The organism is Chryseobacterium ginsenosidimutans, assembly GCF_024807225.1.
In the GTDB taxonomy this organism is placed as follows: domain Bacteria; phylum Bacteroidota; class Bacteroidia; order Flavobacteriales; family Weeksellaceae; genus Chryseobacterium; species Chryseobacterium ginsenosidimutans.
Genome location: NZ_JANUCO010000001.1, coordinates 4,493,993 through 4,510,397, shown reverse-complemented (window position 1 = coordinate 4,510,397; position 16,405 = coordinate 4,493,993). Strand labels below are relative to the sequence as shown.

The 16,405-nt window shown below is 35.6% G+C and carries 16 protein-coding genes, 7 tRNA genes and 1 other RNA gene; 18 read left to right on the top strand and 6 right to left on the bottom strand.

Annotation, left to right across the window (positions count from 1 at the left end):
* Nucleotide 1 precedes the first annotated feature (1 nt).
* Nucleotides 2-1,246, bottom strand: coding sequence for a beta-ketoacyl-ACP synthase II (gene fabF, locus J3D55_RS21255; protein ID WP_259134581.1), 1,245 nt, complete (start codon nucleotides 1,244-1,246; stop codon nucleotides 2-4).
* A gap of 33 nt (nucleotides 1,247-1,279) precedes the next feature.
* The gene (locus J3D55_RS21250) at nucleotides 1,280-1,519 is read right to left on the bottom strand and encodes an acyl carrier protein (protein WP_002976354.1); all 240 of its coding nucleotides are present in this window, start codon (nucleotides 1,517-1,519) and stop codon (nucleotides 1,280-1,282) included.
* Nucleotides 1,520-1,751: 232 nt separating this feature from the next.
* Between J3D55_RS21250 and J3D55_RS21245 the strand changes: the two genes are divergently transcribed.
* Nucleotides 1,752-2,375: a thermonuclease family protein gene (locus J3D55_RS21245; protein ID WP_259134579.1), complete on the top strand. Its 624-nt coding sequence runs from the start codon at nucleotides 1,752-1,754 to the stop codon at nucleotides 2,373-2,375.
* Nucleotides 2,376-2,441: 66 nt separating this feature from the next.
* On the opposite strand, the gene J3D55_RS21240 is transcribed toward J3D55_RS21245, so the two are convergent.
* Complete coding sequence (locus J3D55_RS21240) at nucleotides 2,442-2,621, bottom strand: hypothetical protein (protein WP_259134577.1); 180 nt, start codon at nucleotides 2,619-2,621, stop codon at nucleotides 2,442-2,444.
* A gap of 62 nt (nucleotides 2,622-2,683) precedes the next feature.
* Between J3D55_RS21240 and J3D55_RS21235 the strand changes: the two genes are divergently transcribed.
* The 4 genes from J3D55_RS21235 (at nucleotide 2,684) to J3D55_RS21220 (ending at nucleotide 5,759) form a co-directional block, all read left to right on the top strand.
* On the top strand, nucleotides 2,684-3,229 hold the full coding sequence (locus J3D55_RS21235; RefSeq protein ID WP_259134575.1) for a carboxymuconolactone decarboxylase family protein: 546 nt from the start codon (nucleotides 2,684-2,686) through the stop codon (nucleotides 3,227-3,229).
* Between the two features lie 30 nt (nucleotides 3,230-3,259).
* Nucleotides 3,260-4,123, top strand: a complete 864-nt coding sequence (locus J3D55_RS21230) for an alpha/beta fold hydrolase (RefSeq protein ID WP_259134573.1) — start codon at nucleotides 3,260-3,262, stop codon at nucleotides 4,121-4,123.
* A gap of 271 nt (nucleotides 4,124-4,394) precedes the next feature.
* The gene (locus tag J3D55_RS21225; protein ID WP_259134563.1) at nucleotides 4,395-4,886 is read left to right on the top strand and encodes a cupin domain-containing protein; all 492 of its coding nucleotides are present in this window, start codon (nucleotides 4,395-4,397) and stop codon (nucleotides 4,884-4,886) included.
* Between the two features lie 36 nt (nucleotides 4,887-4,922).
* Nucleotides 4,923-5,759, top strand: coding sequence for an AraC family transcriptional regulator (locus J3D55_RS21220; protein ID WP_259134561.1), 837 nt, complete (start codon nucleotides 4,923-4,925; stop codon nucleotides 5,757-5,759).
* A 46-nt stretch (nucleotides 5,760-5,805) separates the two neighbouring features.
* Here the strand turns inward: J3D55_RS21220 and ssrA are convergent.
* From ssrA to J3D55_RS21205, 3 genes are all read right to left on the bottom strand, one after another.
* Nucleotides 5,806-6,203: a transfer-messenger RNA gene (ssrA, locus tag J3D55_RS21215) on the bottom strand.
* A 577-nt stretch (nucleotides 6,204-6,780) separates the two neighbouring features.
* Nucleotides 6,781-7,629 (bottom strand): T9SS type B sorting domain-containing protein, encoded by an 849-nt coding sequence (locus tag J3D55_RS21210; RefSeq protein WP_259134559.1) that lies wholly within the window; start codon nucleotides 7,627-7,629, stop codon nucleotides 6,781-6,783.
* A gap of 41 nt (nucleotides 7,630-7,670) precedes the next feature.
* The gene (locus J3D55_RS21205) at nucleotides 7,671-10,607 is read right to left on the bottom strand and encodes a beta strand repeat-containing protein (RefSeq protein WP_259134556.1); all 2,937 of its coding nucleotides are present in this window, start codon (nucleotides 10,605-10,607) and stop codon (nucleotides 7,671-7,673) included.
* Nucleotides 10,608-11,039: 432 nt separating this feature from the next.
* Here J3D55_RS21205 and rpsU point away from each other — a divergent pair, with 432 nt between their 5' ends.
* From rpsU to J3D55_RS21140, 13 genes are all read left to right on the top strand, one after another.
* Nucleotides 11,040-11,237 (top strand): 30S ribosomal protein S21, encoded by a 198-nt coding sequence (gene rpsU, locus J3D55_RS21200; protein ID WP_055983788.1) that lies wholly within the window; start codon nucleotides 11,040-11,042, stop codon nucleotides 11,235-11,237.
* 84 nt (nucleotides 11,238-11,321) lie between these two features.
* Nucleotides 11,322-12,209 (top strand): tyrosine-type recombinase/integrase, encoded by an 888-nt coding sequence (locus J3D55_RS21195; RefSeq protein WP_259135198.1) that lies wholly within the window; start codon nucleotides 11,322-11,324, stop codon nucleotides 12,207-12,209.
* Nucleotides 12,206-12,496, top strand: coding sequence for an HPF/RaiA family ribosome-associated protein (locus J3D55_RS21190; protein WP_259134553.1), 291 nt, complete (start codon nucleotides 12,206-12,208; stop codon nucleotides 12,494-12,496). The genes J3D55_RS21195 and J3D55_RS21190 overlap by 4 nt, the downstream gene beginning before the upstream one ends.
* A gap of 111 nt (nucleotides 12,497-12,607) precedes the next feature.
* Nucleotides 12,608-12,681: transfer RNA gene (locus J3D55_RS21185), tRNA-Thr, on the top strand.
* 16 nt (nucleotides 12,682-12,697) lie between these two features.
* Nucleotides 12,698-12,778: transfer RNA gene (locus tag J3D55_RS21180), tRNA-Tyr, on the top strand.
* 87 nt (nucleotides 12,779-12,865) lie between these two features.
* A tRNA-Gly gene (locus J3D55_RS21175) sits at nucleotides 12,866-12,938 on the top strand.
* 89 nt (nucleotides 12,939-13,027) lie between these two features.
* Nucleotides 13,028-13,101 (top strand) — tRNA-Thr (locus J3D55_RS21170).
* Between the two features lie 20 nt (nucleotides 13,102-13,121).
* Nucleotides 13,122-13,205: transfer RNA gene (locus tag J3D55_RS21165), tRNA-Tyr, on the top strand.
* 82 nt (nucleotides 13,206-13,287) lie between these two features.
* A tRNA-Gly gene (locus J3D55_RS21160) sits at nucleotides 13,288-13,360 on the top strand.
* Nucleotides 13,361-13,404: 44 nt separating this feature from the next.
* Nucleotides 13,405-13,476: transfer RNA gene (locus J3D55_RS21155), tRNA-Thr, on the top strand.
* Nucleotides 13,477-14,127: 651 nt separating this feature from the next.
* A complete protein-coding gene (locus J3D55_RS21150; RefSeq protein WP_259134550.1) occupies nucleotides 14,128-14,682 on the top strand; it encodes a response regulator transcription factor in 555 nt (184 codons plus the stop codon).
* Nucleotides 14,615-14,809 (top strand): winged helix-turn-helix domain-containing protein, encoded by a 195-nt coding sequence (locus J3D55_RS21145; RefSeq protein ID WP_310467521.1) that lies wholly within the window; start codon nucleotides 14,615-14,617, stop codon nucleotides 14,807-14,809. Before J3D55_RS21150 ends, J3D55_RS21145 begins: the two co-directional genes overlap by 68 nt.
* A gap of 1 nt (nucleotide 14,810) precedes the next feature.
* Nucleotides 14,811-16,175 (top strand): ATP-binding protein, encoded by a 1,365-nt coding sequence (locus J3D55_RS21140; RefSeq protein WP_259134547.1) that lies wholly within the window; start codon nucleotides 14,811-14,813, stop codon nucleotides 16,173-16,175.
* Nucleotides 16,176-16,405 lie beyond the last annotated feature (230 nt).

Below are 16,405 nucleotides of genomic sequence, written 5' to 3'. Positions count from 1 at the left end.
TTTAGATTTTCGTAAATAGAACGCAAGCGTTATGACCACCAAACCCGAAAGTATTGCTCATGGCTACTTTTACATCTTTCTTCGCAGCTTCGTTGAACGTAAAGTTCAGTCTGCTGTCGATATTTTCATCATCAGTAAAATGGTTGATGGTAGGAGGAACAATACCATGAATAATAGTTCCCAACGCAGCAATAGCTTCAATAACTCCGGCTGCACCTAAAAGGTGACCCGTCATTGATTTTGTAGAATTAATCTGAATGTCGTAAGCGTGCTCTCCTAATAATCTCGAAATTGCATTAGATTCTGCAATGTCTCCTAATGGAGTAGATGTACCATGCATATTGATATGATCTACTTCATCAGCAGTTAACCCTGCATCTTCTAAACAACTTTTCATTACCAGATAAGCTCCTAAACCTTCAGGATGAGGTGCCGTCATGTGATGTGCATCTGCACTAAGACCTCCACCTTTTAATTCTGCGTAAATTGTAGCTCCACGTTTTACCGCGTGCTCATATTCTTCAAGAATGATCGTTCCTGCTCCTTCGCCCAATACAAAACCATCTCTGTCTTTGTCGAAAGGTCTTGAAGCTGTTGTAGGATCATCGTTTCTTGTAGAAAGTGCCATCATTGCATTGAATCCACCGACACCACTTGCTGTAACGGCTGCTTCAGAGCCTCCACATACAATTACGTCTGCTTTTCCCAGTTGGATCAGCATTTTAGAATCAATTAAAGCATTTGCTGAAGACGCACATGCAGAAACAGTCGTATAATTCGGTCCATGGAAACCATATTCAATAGAAATATGTCCCGGAGTGATATCAGCAATCATTTTAGGGATAAAGAAAGGGTTGAATCTCGGAATATCCGTATTTGCCCATCCCAATACTTCAGTTTCAAAAGTCTCTAAACCTCCGATTCCTGAACCCCAGATTACTCCGACTCTGTTTTTGTCTACATTGTCTTCAATAATTCGCGAATGTGCTACTGCTTCTCTGGCAGCAACCATGCCAAGTTGAGTATTTCTATCCATTTTTTTAGCTTCTTTCTTATCGAAATGGTCTAATGGATTGAAATTTTTCACTTCGCAAGCGAACTTTGTTTTGAAGTTTGTGGCATCAAAAAGAGTAATTGGAGCGGCACCGCTCTCACCTTTTAGAAGATTTTCCCAGTATTCTTTTGCATTATTCCCAATCGGCGTTATTGCTCCAAAACCGGTTACAACTACTCTTTTTAATTCCATAAACTTTGTTTAATTTCTTTTTGTTGAAGAATATTATTTATTTACTACTTCTTCGATATAAGCGATAGCGTGACCTACAGTAGTAATTTTTTCGGCTTGATCATCAGGGATTTGAATATTGAATTCTTTTTCAAATTCCATAATAAGTTCAACCGTATCCAAAGAGTCTGCTCCTAAATCGTTTGTGAAGCTAGCCTCCGGAGTTACTTCTGTTTCTTCAACGTCAAGCTTATCAGCGATGATAGCTTTTACTCTTGATGCAATGTCTGACATAGTAAATTTTTTTTTAATTGTTAGATGGTGCAAATATATAAAATTCTTTACGATAAAACATTTTTTTAGTCTTTTTTGTGGCTTACAAGTGTGTATTTTGTTGCACTTATGTTTAGTGTTTTAGTTTTCAGGTGTTTATATTTTAGCATTTCATGTGTTCATTTCAGTTTAATTAAAATAAATTTTACTTATCCTTATTATTATATAGGCTAAGAATCTGAATTGAAAGAAAATGTCTTGTAAACAAATTAAAATTGGATTTTTATTGAAGAGAATTGCTTTAGTGAATTGGGTACTTCAGAGAGTGAGAAAGTCTTATTTAATTATATTTGCAGCAGAACTATTGGAAAGTTCGGGAAATTCAGCAAAAATTTTAATGAAAAAATTCATTTATATAAAGTTACTTTTTATTTCTACTTTAATCTTCTCACAGACCAAAGGGAAAATTATTAAAATAAAAGACGGCGATACTGTTGTGGTCTTGTTAGAAGGTAAAACTCAGGAAACATTGCGATTGGCGGATGTCGATTGCCCTGAAAACAGCCAGGCTTTCGGAAAAAATGCAAAACAATTTACAAGTTCGCAGGTTTTTGGGAAAACAGTGGTGTTTTATAGGATTAGTAAAGACCGATACAAAAGAACAATTGCCAAAATCTTCTATGAAAACGAAAAATATCTTTCCGCCGAAATCATAAAAGCCGGTTTTGGATGGTGGTATTTTAAGGCATCTAAAAATATGGAACTGCAGAAATTTCAAAATCAAGCGAAAGAAAATAAATTGGGTTTGTGGGCAGATGATAATGCGATGTCGCCGTGGGATTTTAGAAAAAGTAAAAGAAAAAAGAAAGTTTCATAATTACAATATGAAAAGAGAATCTACAATTTTAGGTTCTCTTTTTTTTGCTTTAATAATAGGCTATTCTCAAAACTTTTCGTCTGTAATCATTTCATTTACTTTATAATTGATGCATTCCTCTATTTCAGGTTGATGCTTTTGTGTATCAATAAACGTATTATTTAAGCTATCGGAAACAATAATTTTACCACAAAAGAAAAATTGATAACTCTTCGGGAAATGATGGCTAACTCTTGCCTTGCTCAAACGTGCAATTTTGTACTGTCAATAACGACAAACAATTTTCAATAATTTAAAATAATCATATTATGGCACGCATTAAAGCATTAAACCCGGAAGAAGCTACCGGAAAAACAAAAGAACTTTTTGATACGGTAAAAACTAAAATGGGAATGGTTCCCAACATGATGAGAACGCTGGGAAATTCTCCAGCGGTACTTAATGCCTATTTAGGTTTCAATGCAGGATTGAGTTATTCTTCTCTTGGAGGAGAATTAGGAGAACTGATCGCTGTTACTGTAGCAAACGAAAACGGATGTAATTACTGTAATTGTGCACACAGTTTCGTTGGTGGAAAAATGGGAATCGATGAACAGGATATTAATGATGCAAGAAACGGCGTTTCTTCTGATCCTAAGATAAATGCAGCGTTGGTTTTTGCTAAAGAAATTCTCCATACAAAAGGAGCTGTTTCCAACGAATCTTTTGAAAATATAAAAGCCGCAGGATATAATGATGCTCAGATTCTTGAAATTTTAGCACAGGTATCACTCAGTATTTTCACCAATTACGCGAATATTTTAGCAGATACGGACATTGATTTTCCAACATTAGCTCCGATAGCAAAACACTAATCATCAATTTAAACTTAAAACAACAAAACAATGCAAACAACATTCAATACAATCGATATAAACGGAGTAGAAATTTTTTACAGAGAAGCGGGTGACAGAAATAAACCGACTTTGGTATTGCTTCACGGTTATCCAACTTCGTCACATATGTATAGAAACCTCATCAAAGATTTATCGGATAAATATCACTTAATTGCTCCTGATTATCCCGGATATGGAAGAAGTGAACAACCTCCAATGAGTGGATTTGATTATACTTTCGACAATTTTGCAAAAATAGTAACAGAATTACTGGCTAAACTGGATATTCAGAAATACAGTCTTTACTTAATGGATTACGGAGCTCCGGTAGGATTTAGAATTGCCAGTGCGAGTCCGGAAAAAATAGATTCATTAATCGTGCAAAACGGCTGTGCTTACGAAGAAGGTTTGGAAGATTTCTGGAATCCCATCAAAGCATACTGGAAAGATAGTAACGATAAAGAAGCAGAAAATACCCTTCGTGGTTTTCATGATTACAACGGTCTGAAATGGCAATACACTCACAGCGTACCAAATCCAAGTGTTATTTCTCCGGATAACTGGGAAACCGACCTTAGACATTTGGAAAGACCTGAAAACGGAGCGATACAATTGGCTTTGTTCTATGATTATCAGAATAATGTGCCTTTATATCCAAGTTGGCAACAATATTTCAGAGATTATCAACCGGAAATGTTGATCGTGTATGGTAAAAACGATTATATTTTCCCGGGTTCAGGAGCAGAAGCATTTAAAAAAGATGTTAAAAATCTTGAATTCCATTTGTTTGAAGCAGGGCATTTTGCATTGGAAAGTCATGGTGACGAAATTTCAGCAATCATCAGTGATTTTCTTGACAGAAAAGTGAAGTAAGTAGTTTATTTTTTGTTTCGCTCTGTGAGATTTTGCAGGGCGATTTTACTATTTGCAATGTTTTTTATTAATAAAATTTAGAAATAATAAAAAAAGGAAGAAAATTTTTAAATTTGATCGTTAACGATTTACAATTATCAACTTTTACAAATAATCATTAAATGTTTTGAAGAAAAATATATTGATTGATAATTTCGATGGTGACAAAATGCAAACGTTTTGAAGTTTTGTCTGCAGTACATTTGCTTTAATAAAAATTAAAACCAAAAACATGGAATCAGGAATAAAAATTATTGAAAAAGAAGAAGGGAAAAGACTGGGCGTCGCGAGAGGAAATTATCGCATCGTTGTTTCTGGTGAAGAAACGAATAATACTTATGCCGTTATTGAAATGACTGTTCCGCCGGGAGGAGGTCCGCCGCCGCATTCGCATCCGAATACTCAGGAAACGTTCTATGTTTTGGAAGGTGAAGTAGAATTTAAAACAGAAAACGGAAAATCCATTGTTTCCAAAGGAGGTTTTGTCACGATACCTTTTGGTGGAGATATTCATTGTTTTAAAAATACGTCGAATTCTTTTGCCATACTTCTTTGTACAGTAATGCCTGCAGGACTAGAAAAAATATTTGAAGCGATCGGTCAGCCAGCCGAGAAAGATGAATTTTTCCCGATTCCTGAGCTTACGGAAGAACGAAAAAAATTATTACAGCATTTGGATGAAACTCATGGACAGAAAACTTATCCAGGTAATTATTTAGATTAAAAAATTAAATTTTCCTGTTTTCGAAAAAAGAATAATATGATTTTTACAAATAATTCTCACGAGATTTTACAGCTTTACAATCTGGATCAGTCGAACTCCAATGTCATTTTTGATATTAAAAAAACGGATCTCACTTTTATCTGGAATACCAGTGAACACATGGATATTACCATTGATAAAGTTCGTTATCAGCTTCAAAAAAATCAGATGATATTTTTGACGGAATTTCACAAAATAGATTGCATAGAATTTGAAACCGCGAGAATGGTAAGGTTTAATCAGCCTTTTTACTGTATTATTAATCACGATAATGAAGTTGGCAGCAAAGGATTGCTCTTTTTCGGAGCGTCGGATATTCCTATTGTCACAATTGACGAAAATATGGTGAGGGAATTCGAAATATCATGGGAGATTTTTTATTCAGAAATTAGTAAAACAGATATTTTACAACAGGATATGTTGCAGTCTTTGTTGAAAAGAATGTTGATTTTATCGGTTAGAATCTTAAGACAATCCAATAATTTCTATAAACTTGAAAAAGTTCAGAGTGACGTAATCCGAGAGTTTAATTATTTAGTGGAAAGTCATTTTGCAGAACATCACGATGTTGCTTTTTATGCTTCAAAACTTAATAAATCTCCCAAAACATTATCCAATTTATTTGCGCTCGTTTCGGAACGACCTCCATTAAATATTATCCACGACAGAATAATGATGCATGCAAGAAGGCAGATTAATTATTCAAGTCTGTCTATAAAGGAGATTGCCTATGAATTGGGATATGATAATATTCAGACTTTCAGCCGTTTTTTCAAAAGTAAAGAGGGGGTTTCTCCTGTTCATTATCGAAAGAAAGTGACGGAGTTAGCATAGATTTTTGGAATAAAAAAACCACTGGGTTTCAGTGGTTTTTTTTGTATTGTGGAGTTGGAGGGATTCGAACCCTCGTCCAAACAAGCAACACATAAGATTTCTACATGCTTATTCTACTATTAATTTTCGACTGGAGGCAGAGAGCAGACACCCAACTTCCAGCTTATCTTCTAAATTTTCGTGCTTTATCCGAAGCTGCTAAAGCCTTATTTCTACATTACTATATCTCAGGATCAAACGCCGTAGAACGGAGCATTTGTGAGACATCTTGCTTCCTTACTATCTTCGGGAAAGCGCTTGAATCTTACTTTATTCGGATTAAGCTGCAAGAGCGAACTCTTCGTTGCCAGTTAAAAGTTTGCAGCAAGGGATTAAAGAGATCGCGCTACGGTTCTCTGCATGCTTACTTACCCATTGATCTTGCTGTCGAAACCAGTCAACCCCATGAATAAAGTGAATGCAAAGATAGTACTTTTGTTCAAATACCATTAATATTGTTCAAGGCTTTTTTAATTAACTTGTTTAAACGAATGAAAAAATTAAGTTCAAAAGATATAAAAGCTGTTATTAAATGATTTAATGGATGTTTATGTGTTTATTCATCAACTTAAAATAAATAATAAATATATTGAAGTGTTTTTTTTAAATTTTTATTAGAAGCTATTTCCCGCTCTCCGCACTCGCTATTTTTTGTGTTTCGGCGCGGCGGCAAAGCCACCGCGCCGAAACACAAAAAATGAGCTCAAACAAATGCTGCGATCGGGGCTAAGACCAAAGACACTTATTTAAACAGTAGGAGAAATATCCTTAACGCGATCATCTTAATTTCTATGACAAACTTTGTGGAAAATTAGAATAGTATTAATTCCTTCTTTATATATATCTTAGATGACGTTTATAGAATCCTAAACCCAAAAAGTAAAGATGAGTTAAATTGAAAAGTTTAAACAAGTTGATTATAATTCTATTCAGGATATTAAACCAACAAAAAAGTGCCAGAATTTTCTGACACTTTCTATAATTAATCTCTGTTTTTTAGCAATATCCATCCGGAAAGCTGAACCGGTTTCTTGGTAATTCGGTCTTCCCATTGTAATTTATACCAATACGTTTCGGTAGGTAATGGCATTCCTATATATTTTCCGTCCCAGATTGGCGTTTTTGTACTTGGCTTAAATACAGCTTTTCCGTATCGGTCAAAAATTCCACCTTCAAAATTTCCGTATTTACTGATTTCACTGAAATCAATTACATCATTTTTTCCATCGCTGTTTGGAGTAATTACATTTGCCATAAAGAAGGTGTAATATTCTGCAGTGGTATCACAAGTTGCCCCTCTGTTTCTTACTCGGATCGAATATTGAGTGTTTTTTAGAACATTAAAAGTACTTGATCCTTGCCAAGTAACGCCTCCGTCAATTGAATATTCCAAAGGAACATTTCCATTATTTTTAACAACGATGGTTAACGTATTATTGTTATAAATAATTTCCGAAATCTGTGGCGTTACAATATATCCGACAGTTGCAGTAAATGTGTTTGAGCAAACTCCATTACTGATGGTTACGGAATAAGTTCCCGGTGTATCTACATTAATAGTCTGGGTTGTTGCACCTGTGTTCCAGCTGTAAGAATAGCTTGGTCCGCTTCCGGCATCTAAAATTCCTTTATCACCTTTACAAATTTCAATATTTTGTAATGTTGATACGATTTCAGGAACTACAGTAATCGTAATTGTGGCAGATGTTGTTGCAGAACAGCCGTTTGTTCCAACTCCAGTTACGGTGTAAGTTGTGGTTGCAGTTGGGGAAACAGTCTGTGTGCTTCCGTTTCCTGATAATCCTGTCCATGTATAAGTATTTGCACCCATTGCTGTAAGAGTAATAGATTCACCTTTACAGATTTTTAATTTTAGTGCAGAAACACTGATGATGGTGGGGTAATATTTTTAATAACAGTTACAGAACCTTGTTTTGTACATCCGTTTGGAGTGGCGCTTGTTATTGTTAAAGTATAAGTTCCGGCAGCATTTACAATCGGAGTTAATGTATTCGCTCCCGAAACAATATTTCCTCCACCTGTTGCTGTCCATAAGAATGTTGATCCCGGTTGATAAACAGAAGCTGCTGCATTCAATGTGATTTGCGAATGGGCACAATCAATCTGTCCCGGCGCATTGATGTTAACGATAATTGCAGGATCCATCGTTGCGGTCACAGATTTTGTGTATTGACATCCGTTTGGAGTTGTTACAGTTACGATAAATGTTCCTGAAGCGTTTACGGTTGTTGTTGCGGTTGTCGCTCCGTTAGACCAAAGGAAAGTGTTGCCTGTTCCGTTGGCTGTGGCAGTTAATGTTGTTGAAGAACCTTGACAGAAATTAAGCACTCCCGTAATCTGTACATTCGGATCCACACCTTGCGTGATTGTAACGGAAACCGGATCACTTGTACACGTTCCGTTATTATAAATTAAAGTATAGTTTCCCGGATTTGATACCGTGATCGATTGTGTTGTTGCTCCGTTTGACCATGTATTTCCTGTTGCTGAACTCGATGTTAAAGTAACCGGAATATTATTACAGATAACATTCGATGAGGTTGTTATGGTAGGAATTGGTTTTATATTAACAATTAATTGTAATTCTGCAACTTTCGAGCATGATCCCGATTTTACCAACACATAAATGGTCGCATTTCCTGAAAGATAAGCGGTAGGAGTTGCGATTGTACTATTATTTTCAGCTAAAGCATCAATTTGATTTAAATAATAACTGAAAACCACTCCCGAAGTTGCACTGATATTCGGCTGAGATGAAGTTAAGTTAAATGTTGCCGTATTTGTATTTGAACACAAGCTCAAACTTGAATTTTGTACAATAGGAACTGCTCCTTGAGTCACCGTCACAGATTTTGTGTACTGACAGTTTGCCGGAGTTTTTACCGTCACAGTATAAGTTCCCGGTGTAGAAACGGAAAGCGTGTTTCCGGTTGCGCCCGTTGACCATGTGTATGTATTTCCTGTTCCGTTTGATGTAGCTGTCAAAGTTGTCGGATTTCCACAAACAATCAGATTTCCTGAGATTTGAGGATTAGGATCACTTTCTGCTGTTACGGTAAATGAAACTGGGGTGGTTGTGCAAATTCCGTTAGAAGTTGTTAAAGAATAAATTCCTCCCGATGTTATGGTAATAGATTGTGTTGTTGCTCCGTTAGACCAAACGTTTCCTGTTGCTGCGCTGGAAGTAAGAGTTACATTTCCTCCAAAACAGATCGTTGATGATGAGCTTGTAATTGTCGGGGACGCAAGTTGTGTTACATTTAATTGTAATGAAACGACTTTCGAACAGGTTGTAGATTTTACTCTTACATAAATTGTCGCGTTTCCGGAAAGGTAAGCTGTCGGAGTTGCAATTGTATTGGTATTTCCTGCAAGAGCATCCGCTTGATTTACATAATAATCAAAAGTAATCCCCGAAGTTGTACTGATATTTGGTTGAGCTGTCGTTAAATCAAAAGTTGCAGTCGTCGTAATAGAGCAATTGGTTAAAGTTGCATTTTGAGCCACCGGAACGGCACCTTGCACAACCGTTACTGATTTTATGTATTGACAGTTTGCCGGAGTTTTCACTGTGACAGTATAAGTTCCCGGAGTTGAAACGTTAATGGAAGCTGCTGTTGATCCCGTTGACCATAAATAGGTATTTCCCGTTCCTGTTGAGGTTGCAGTTAGAGTAGTAGAGGTGGATTCGCACAACGTTAAGTTTCCGTTGATCTGTACAGTAGGATCCGTATCCTGAGTAATAATCACTGAAGCTTGTGGACTTGTACAAATTCCGTTTGTGCTTGTTAAGGTATAAGTTCCCGGAGTGGTTACCGTAATCGATGGAGTAGTTTCCCCGGTCGACCATGTATTCCCGGTTGCGTTATTTGATGTTAAAGTGATATTTCCGTTCGGACACAATTTTGTTGCCGAAGCATTAATCACAGCAGTTAAGCTTTTATCTTTAAAAACAATAGCATTCGTCTGTTTACAGGAATTAATTGAATTGTTCGGATTGTTCGGATCCTGATAACTTATATTGTAATAATAAGTTGTACCCGTATTTACAGCAATCGGTGTAGTAATCGGATTGTTTCCTGTTGCTGCATTGTTGGCTGTACTGTAATAATTAACGGTAAAATTAGGGTTTCCGTTCAGAATTCCAGCAGATAAAGTACTGAAGTTAAAAGTTGTCGTGCTTCCGCAAATGTTGATTTCTCTCGGAGAACTTGCAGTCGGTCCCGCAACTCCCGGTGGAACGAAAGGATTCGGAGCAATCGTCGAATTGGTGAATGGTGAAACAAATGTCGCCGTTCCTCCCCATGTTAAATTAAATGTATAAACCGTCGTAGACCAGTTGTCAACATATAAATAATAGGTCTGACCCGCCACAACATCCATATATTTGCAATAAGGATCTGTATTTCCCGCTCCAGATGAGGTGTTGGTATTGGTCATGTTCATTCCGGTGTTCACGTAATATCCTGAAGCATTACATCTTACAGGTGTTCCTCTGTTGGCGCAGGTTACATTCGGTCCGTAGATAGCCCAGTCGTAATCAACAGGTCCTGTCGGAGCGAGGTCAAATGTAAGGGTTCCGCTTGTGGCGATGGTGAATTTGTACCATACAGAGTGGTTTTCATAAGAAAGGCATCCTCCGAGAGTCTCGTTGGTGTTTCCAATTCCTATCGGAGTATAGTTAATGCCTGAATTTCCGCAAACTGTAATTGCTGAAGCACAGTCTTCCTGCGCAAAAATAGACAGGTGGAAAATCATTAACAAAGAAAAAAGTAATTTTTTTAGCATAATGAAAAGAGGGTGTTTTTTTACACAGTCAGACATTTTGTAATAAAATCAGTTTTTTTGTTTCCTTTAATTGAAGGGTAAAAGGTTTTACTGAAAAAATCTGAGATTTTATCACATGTACATACTAATATTCTTTGATTGGGAGGATTTTTTAGGTGAAAAGGCAGGGTCGAAATACTATTCTCGCAGTCATTTGGTTTTTAGGATTTTAATATAATTTACAAATCTAAATAAATAAAGAATGCAAAAATAGATATTTTATTAAATATGTTTTTATAATTAGTCTAAAATCATTGAGAATTATTTGTTAACTCTGTGTTTTCTTGAAGCTTTTCCGAAAAATAATAATTTGTGAAGACGTATTTTCTATAAGAAAGTTTTGTAGTTTAATAAAAAAGTCTTAGTTTTGCAATCCAAAATGAGATGTAATATATGTTAATAATTCCAGTAAAAGATGGTGAATCCATCGACAGAGCATTAAAGAAATATAAAAGAAAATTTGATAAAACGGGTACTGTTCGTCAATTAAGATCTAGACAAGCGTTTATTAAGCCTTCTGTAACTTTAAGACAAGCAAGACTAAAAGCTTCTTACAAGCAAAGAAATCTTAGCAAGGAAGAACAGGCTTAAGAAATTTTCTTAACCACACATACTAAATTCACTCTTTAAATAGTTATATTTGAAGAGTGAATTTTTGTTTTTATACATTACATGATGCTGAGCAAATTTTTAGAATATTTACAATTCGAAAAGAGGTATTCGCCTCATACCATTACAAGTTACCGGAAAGATCTTGAAGATTTTTCTCATTTCTATCTTAAAACCGAGTCTTCAGAAGATATTTCCAAAGCAGACAAAAAAATCATCCGGAATTTTATCGTTGATTTAAGCGAAAACGGTATTTCAAAAAGAAGTATCAACAGGAAACTGTCTTCTCTTCGTAGTTTTTATCTCTTCCTTTTAAAAATTGGTGAGATTAAAGTGTCTCCCACAGAAAATATTTCTTCCCTGAAATTTTATGCCGAAAAGCAGATTCCTATGTCTCAAGAAGAGATGCAAAAGCTTAATGATGAGGTTTTTGCTGAGGTTCACGATGTGTTGGAGGAATGCATTATGGAAGTCCTGTATCAGACAGGAATTCGTAAAGCTGAGCTTTGTGGTATGACTTTTGAGAATGTTAATTTAAGCGGAAACGAACTGAAAATAATAGGAAAAGGGAACAAAGAAAGATACATTCCCATATCCGGAAATCTGTCTGATCTGCTTAAAAGTTATCTGGAAATAAGGAAACCGGAGACCGAACATAAATCATATTTTTTTGTAAACAAGAAGGGTAAAAAACTCAACGAAAAATTTGTTTATGTGGTGGTTAATAAGTACCTTAGTCTTATAACAACCAAGGAAAAAAGAAGCCCTCATATCCTTCGTCATAGCTTTGCTACACACGTTTTGGACAATGGGGCGGAGATTTCCAAAGTAAAGAAAATATTAGGGCATTCCAGTCTGGCAAGTACCCAGGTCTATACGAATGCTAATATCGAACAATTGAAAAAAGTGTTTAATCAGGCTCATCCAAGAGCATCTAAAAAAGAAGAATTATGAAGATTACAGTACAATCAATTGGTTTAACTCCACACGAACCACTAGAATCACACATCGAAAAAAAAGTAAGTAAACTGGATACTTTTTACGACAAAATTCACGAGTGTAAAATCTTTTTAAAAGTGGAAAATAATGCAGATAAAACAAACAAAACGGCCGAGCTTATTTTGGCGGTTCCAGGCGAAGATATCGTCGTAAAAAAGACATCTGCAAGTTTTGAAGAAAGTTTAGACATGTGTGTTGATACTGCTAAAAAGCTACTAATCAAGAAAAAAGAACTGGCGTAGAAAAAAAAGATAAAAAAAGTCATTAAAAAGTTTGAGAATTCAAAAAAACCGTTCTATATTTGCACTCGCAAAAAGGGAACAGTGTTCTTTTGAATTCTTTGTTATTTAAACGCTTCCATAGCTCAGCTGGCCAGAGCACGTGATTTGTAATCTCGGGGTCGTGGGTTCGAATCCCTCTGGAAGCTCAATTAATAAAAATCTGGGGAGATTCCAGAGTGGCTAAATGGGACTGACTGTAACTCAGTTGCTTCGGCTTCGCAGGTTCGAATCCTGCTCTCCCCACAGTTTTTTTATTAAAAAAAGTCTTGCAGGTTTCAAGAAGATTTCTTAGATTTGCAAACCGTTACCAATAATTTTGGAAACAAAATTGCGGAAGTAGCTCAGTTGGTAGAGCGTCAGCCTTCCAAGCTGAATGTCGCGAGTTCGACCCTCGTCTTCCGCTCAAAAAAATACTCGAAAAGAGTATTTTTTGACTACTGAAAAGCTCAGAGTAGAATTTTCTCAACAGCTTTCAGTCATTAATATTAAAAGGCTTCCATAGCTCAGCTGGCCAGAGCACGTGATTTGTAATCTCGGGGTCGTGGGTTCGAATCCCTCTGGAAGCTCAATTTAATATAAACTATTCGGGAAGATTCCAGAGTGGCTAAATGGGACTGACTGTAACTCAGTTGCTTCGGCTTCGCAGGTTCGAATCCTGCTCTTCCCACCAGTTTATATTAAAAAAGTCTTGCGAATTTTAAGAATTTTTCTTAGATTTGCAGACCGTTACCAATAATTTTGGAAACAAAATTGCGGAAGTAGCTCAGTTGGTAGAGCGTCAGCCTTCCAAGCTGAATGTCGCGAGTTCGACCCTCGTCTTCCGCTCAACAAAAATCACTCTATTTTTTAGCGTGATTTTTTTGTTTAAGGCCGACTTAGCTCAGCGGTAGAGTGCTTCCTTGGTAAGGAAGAGGTCACGGGTTCAAGTCCCGTAGTTGGCTCATTATTATCCCGAATTTCTTCGGGATTTTTTTTGCCAAAATTTTAAATTAATTATTACAATACTTTTTGAACCATTAAGAATATTTTAAGGAGTTAAGAATAGTAAGTTGTTAAATACTCTACTTAAAAATCAGAGTGATTTTTCGTTTAAATTTAGTCTAAAATTCCATAAGCTTAGTTCAAGAGTCATATAAAGAATTGTATTGATACTATTTTACATTATGATTTTCCACAAAGTTTGTCATCCTGGAAGGATCTAAGCGTAGTATTAGAAAATAGCTTAGAAAGAGATTCGCACCTAAATCCTTTCTGAACTGTGATGGCTTGGGAAAACAACAAAAATCCTAATCCCGATTGCAATGGAAAAATAAAGAACATCGCCTCACTTATTTTCAAAAAACAAATTTCACATTGTTAAATGGGTTAAAGCCCATTCCTATTGATGAGAGATAGATGTTATAATCCAACATTATCAAGTGAAGTACATTCACGGACGAAAAGTTAAGAATCTCCATGATCTTCATATTTAAAAATATATTGAACTTTCAATTAAAATTCCACCTTAAAATTTAATTAAAGTATTCTCCACTCTATCATTCTTCCTTTACCATCATAAAAATTTTCGTTACATTCGTATAAAATAATTTTTGATGAATATTCTCTTATTGGAAGACGATCTCATTCTTTCTGCGGAACTGTGTAAGTTTCTGGAATCAAATAATTTTACCTGTGATAAAATCTATGACGGGGAAACGTTTTTGCGCCAGATAAAAAACAGTACGTACGATTTGTATCTGTTGGACATTAATGTTCCAAAGATAAACGGACTGGATGTTTGTCAGACGATCCGTTCTTTCGATAAAAATACTCCGATTATCATCATTTCGGCGTACGGAGATTTATCGGATAAAAAAGACGCTTTTACAAGATTGGCAGATGATTATTTGGTGAAGCCTTTTCAATTTGAAGAGCTATTATTGCGAATGAATTCATTGTTAAGAAGAAAAGCACCTTCTGATACGGCAGATCAGGATATTGTAAGAATTGATGATCTTATTGTGAATAAAACCGAGCAGAAAGTATATCGTGGAGGAAATGAAATCAGTCTTACCCTAAAAGAATTCCAATTGTTGGTTTATTTGGCAGAAGCGCAGGGAAGAAACCGTTTCCAAACAACAGATTACAGAACATGTCTGGGAACATAATTTCAATACGAATACCAATACGGTAGAAGTTTACATCAATTTTTTAAGAAAAAAGATAGATAAAGATTTTAAAGTTAAATTAATTCATACACGTTCAGGTTTCGGGTATTATTTAAGTCCATTATAGAATGTCTTTAAAACGAAAGATAGCACTCAATCTCAGTATTGCCTTTTCATTGCTTTTTGGTATTGTGATGGCGGTGATTTATATGTCTTTTAATGATTTCAGGAAAGAAGAATTTAAAGAAAGATTTAGACAGAGATTGGATTTTACTTCTCATTTTATTGCCAAGTCGAAAGATTTTGAAGAAGAAGCACCTGTCTTTTTTAATGAAAATTCGGATAATATTCTTTTAAATGAAACAATCTTAATTTTTAACAGCGAAAAGGAACTTATCTACAGCACCATCAAAGATCGAAATGTAACCTGGGACAGCGCTTTATTGAAAGAACTCGACGAAAAAAAGATCGTCTATTCCGAAAAAACAGTTCCCGAAGTTTATGCGGCGCTCAAAACCATCAACGGCGAAAACTACTATATTCTCACAAGCGCTTTAGACACCAATGGAAATTCAAAGCTTGCTTATCTTAAATACCTTTTAATAACGGCTTATGTGATGAGCACGTTGCTTATCGGCTTTTTTAGTTATTATTTTATGGGACAATTCCTGAAGCCTTTGGAAGACCTGAATCAGGAAATTTCAGAAGTTACAGCACATAAATTAACCACACAGATTCCGGTAAGAGATTCAAACGACGAGATCAATGTTCTCGCGCAATCTTTCAACACGATGATTACAAGATTGGATGATGTTTTTCAGTCCCAAAAAGACTTTACGGCAAGTGCTTCCCACGAAATCCGGACACCGATTACCAGAATGGCTTTTCAGCTGGAAAATTTAATTAAGCTTGAACAGCATTCTCCGGAAACTTTATCTTCTTTAAAACAGATTCAGAAAGACGTTTATCAATTGTCTGATCTTACGAATTCTCTTTTGTTATTAACGAAATTCGACAAAGAAAATATTCAGAGTATTTACGAAGAAGTAAGGATTGATGAAGTTATTTTTGAGTCTTTCGAAGCCGTAGAAAAAAGTTATCCGAAACTCAAAATGGATTTCCTTATTTCCGAAGACACTGCCGAAAACGGACTTTTAACGATAAAAGGAGTTCAATCTTTATTGGATATTGTCTTTATTAACTTGTTTAAGAATGCAGCCGTTTATTCAGACGATACGGAAGTTGATGTGTTAATTACTGAAACGGATGAAAATCTTGTTGTTGATGTCGTTTCTCACGGAGATACGATTCCTAAAGGAGAAAGAGCAAAATTGTTTGAAGCATTCACACGTGGAAATAATTCTCAGAATATTTCCGGTTCCGGATTGGGTTTAAGGATTGTCAAAAGAATTCTTGAATATCACGGTGCAAAAATTATCTATACTTCTCCCGCAGATTTATTGAATAAATTCAGTGTGGTTTTTAATAAATAAGATTTTCCCTACAGCTTACAAGCTTTTCAAAACATTTAGCATTCACGATGTCATCCTGAGCGCGAAGCAGTCGAAGGATCTTTATAAATGAAACTTCAAGAACCTTTAGCGTGACAATTCTGTCAAAAACTTAGATAAATTCGATTCACATTTAAATAATATTTTAACTAAAGTTTCATTAAATCAGTACTTTAATAATCTCCTCAAACCAAATTTAATATTTTTTTAAG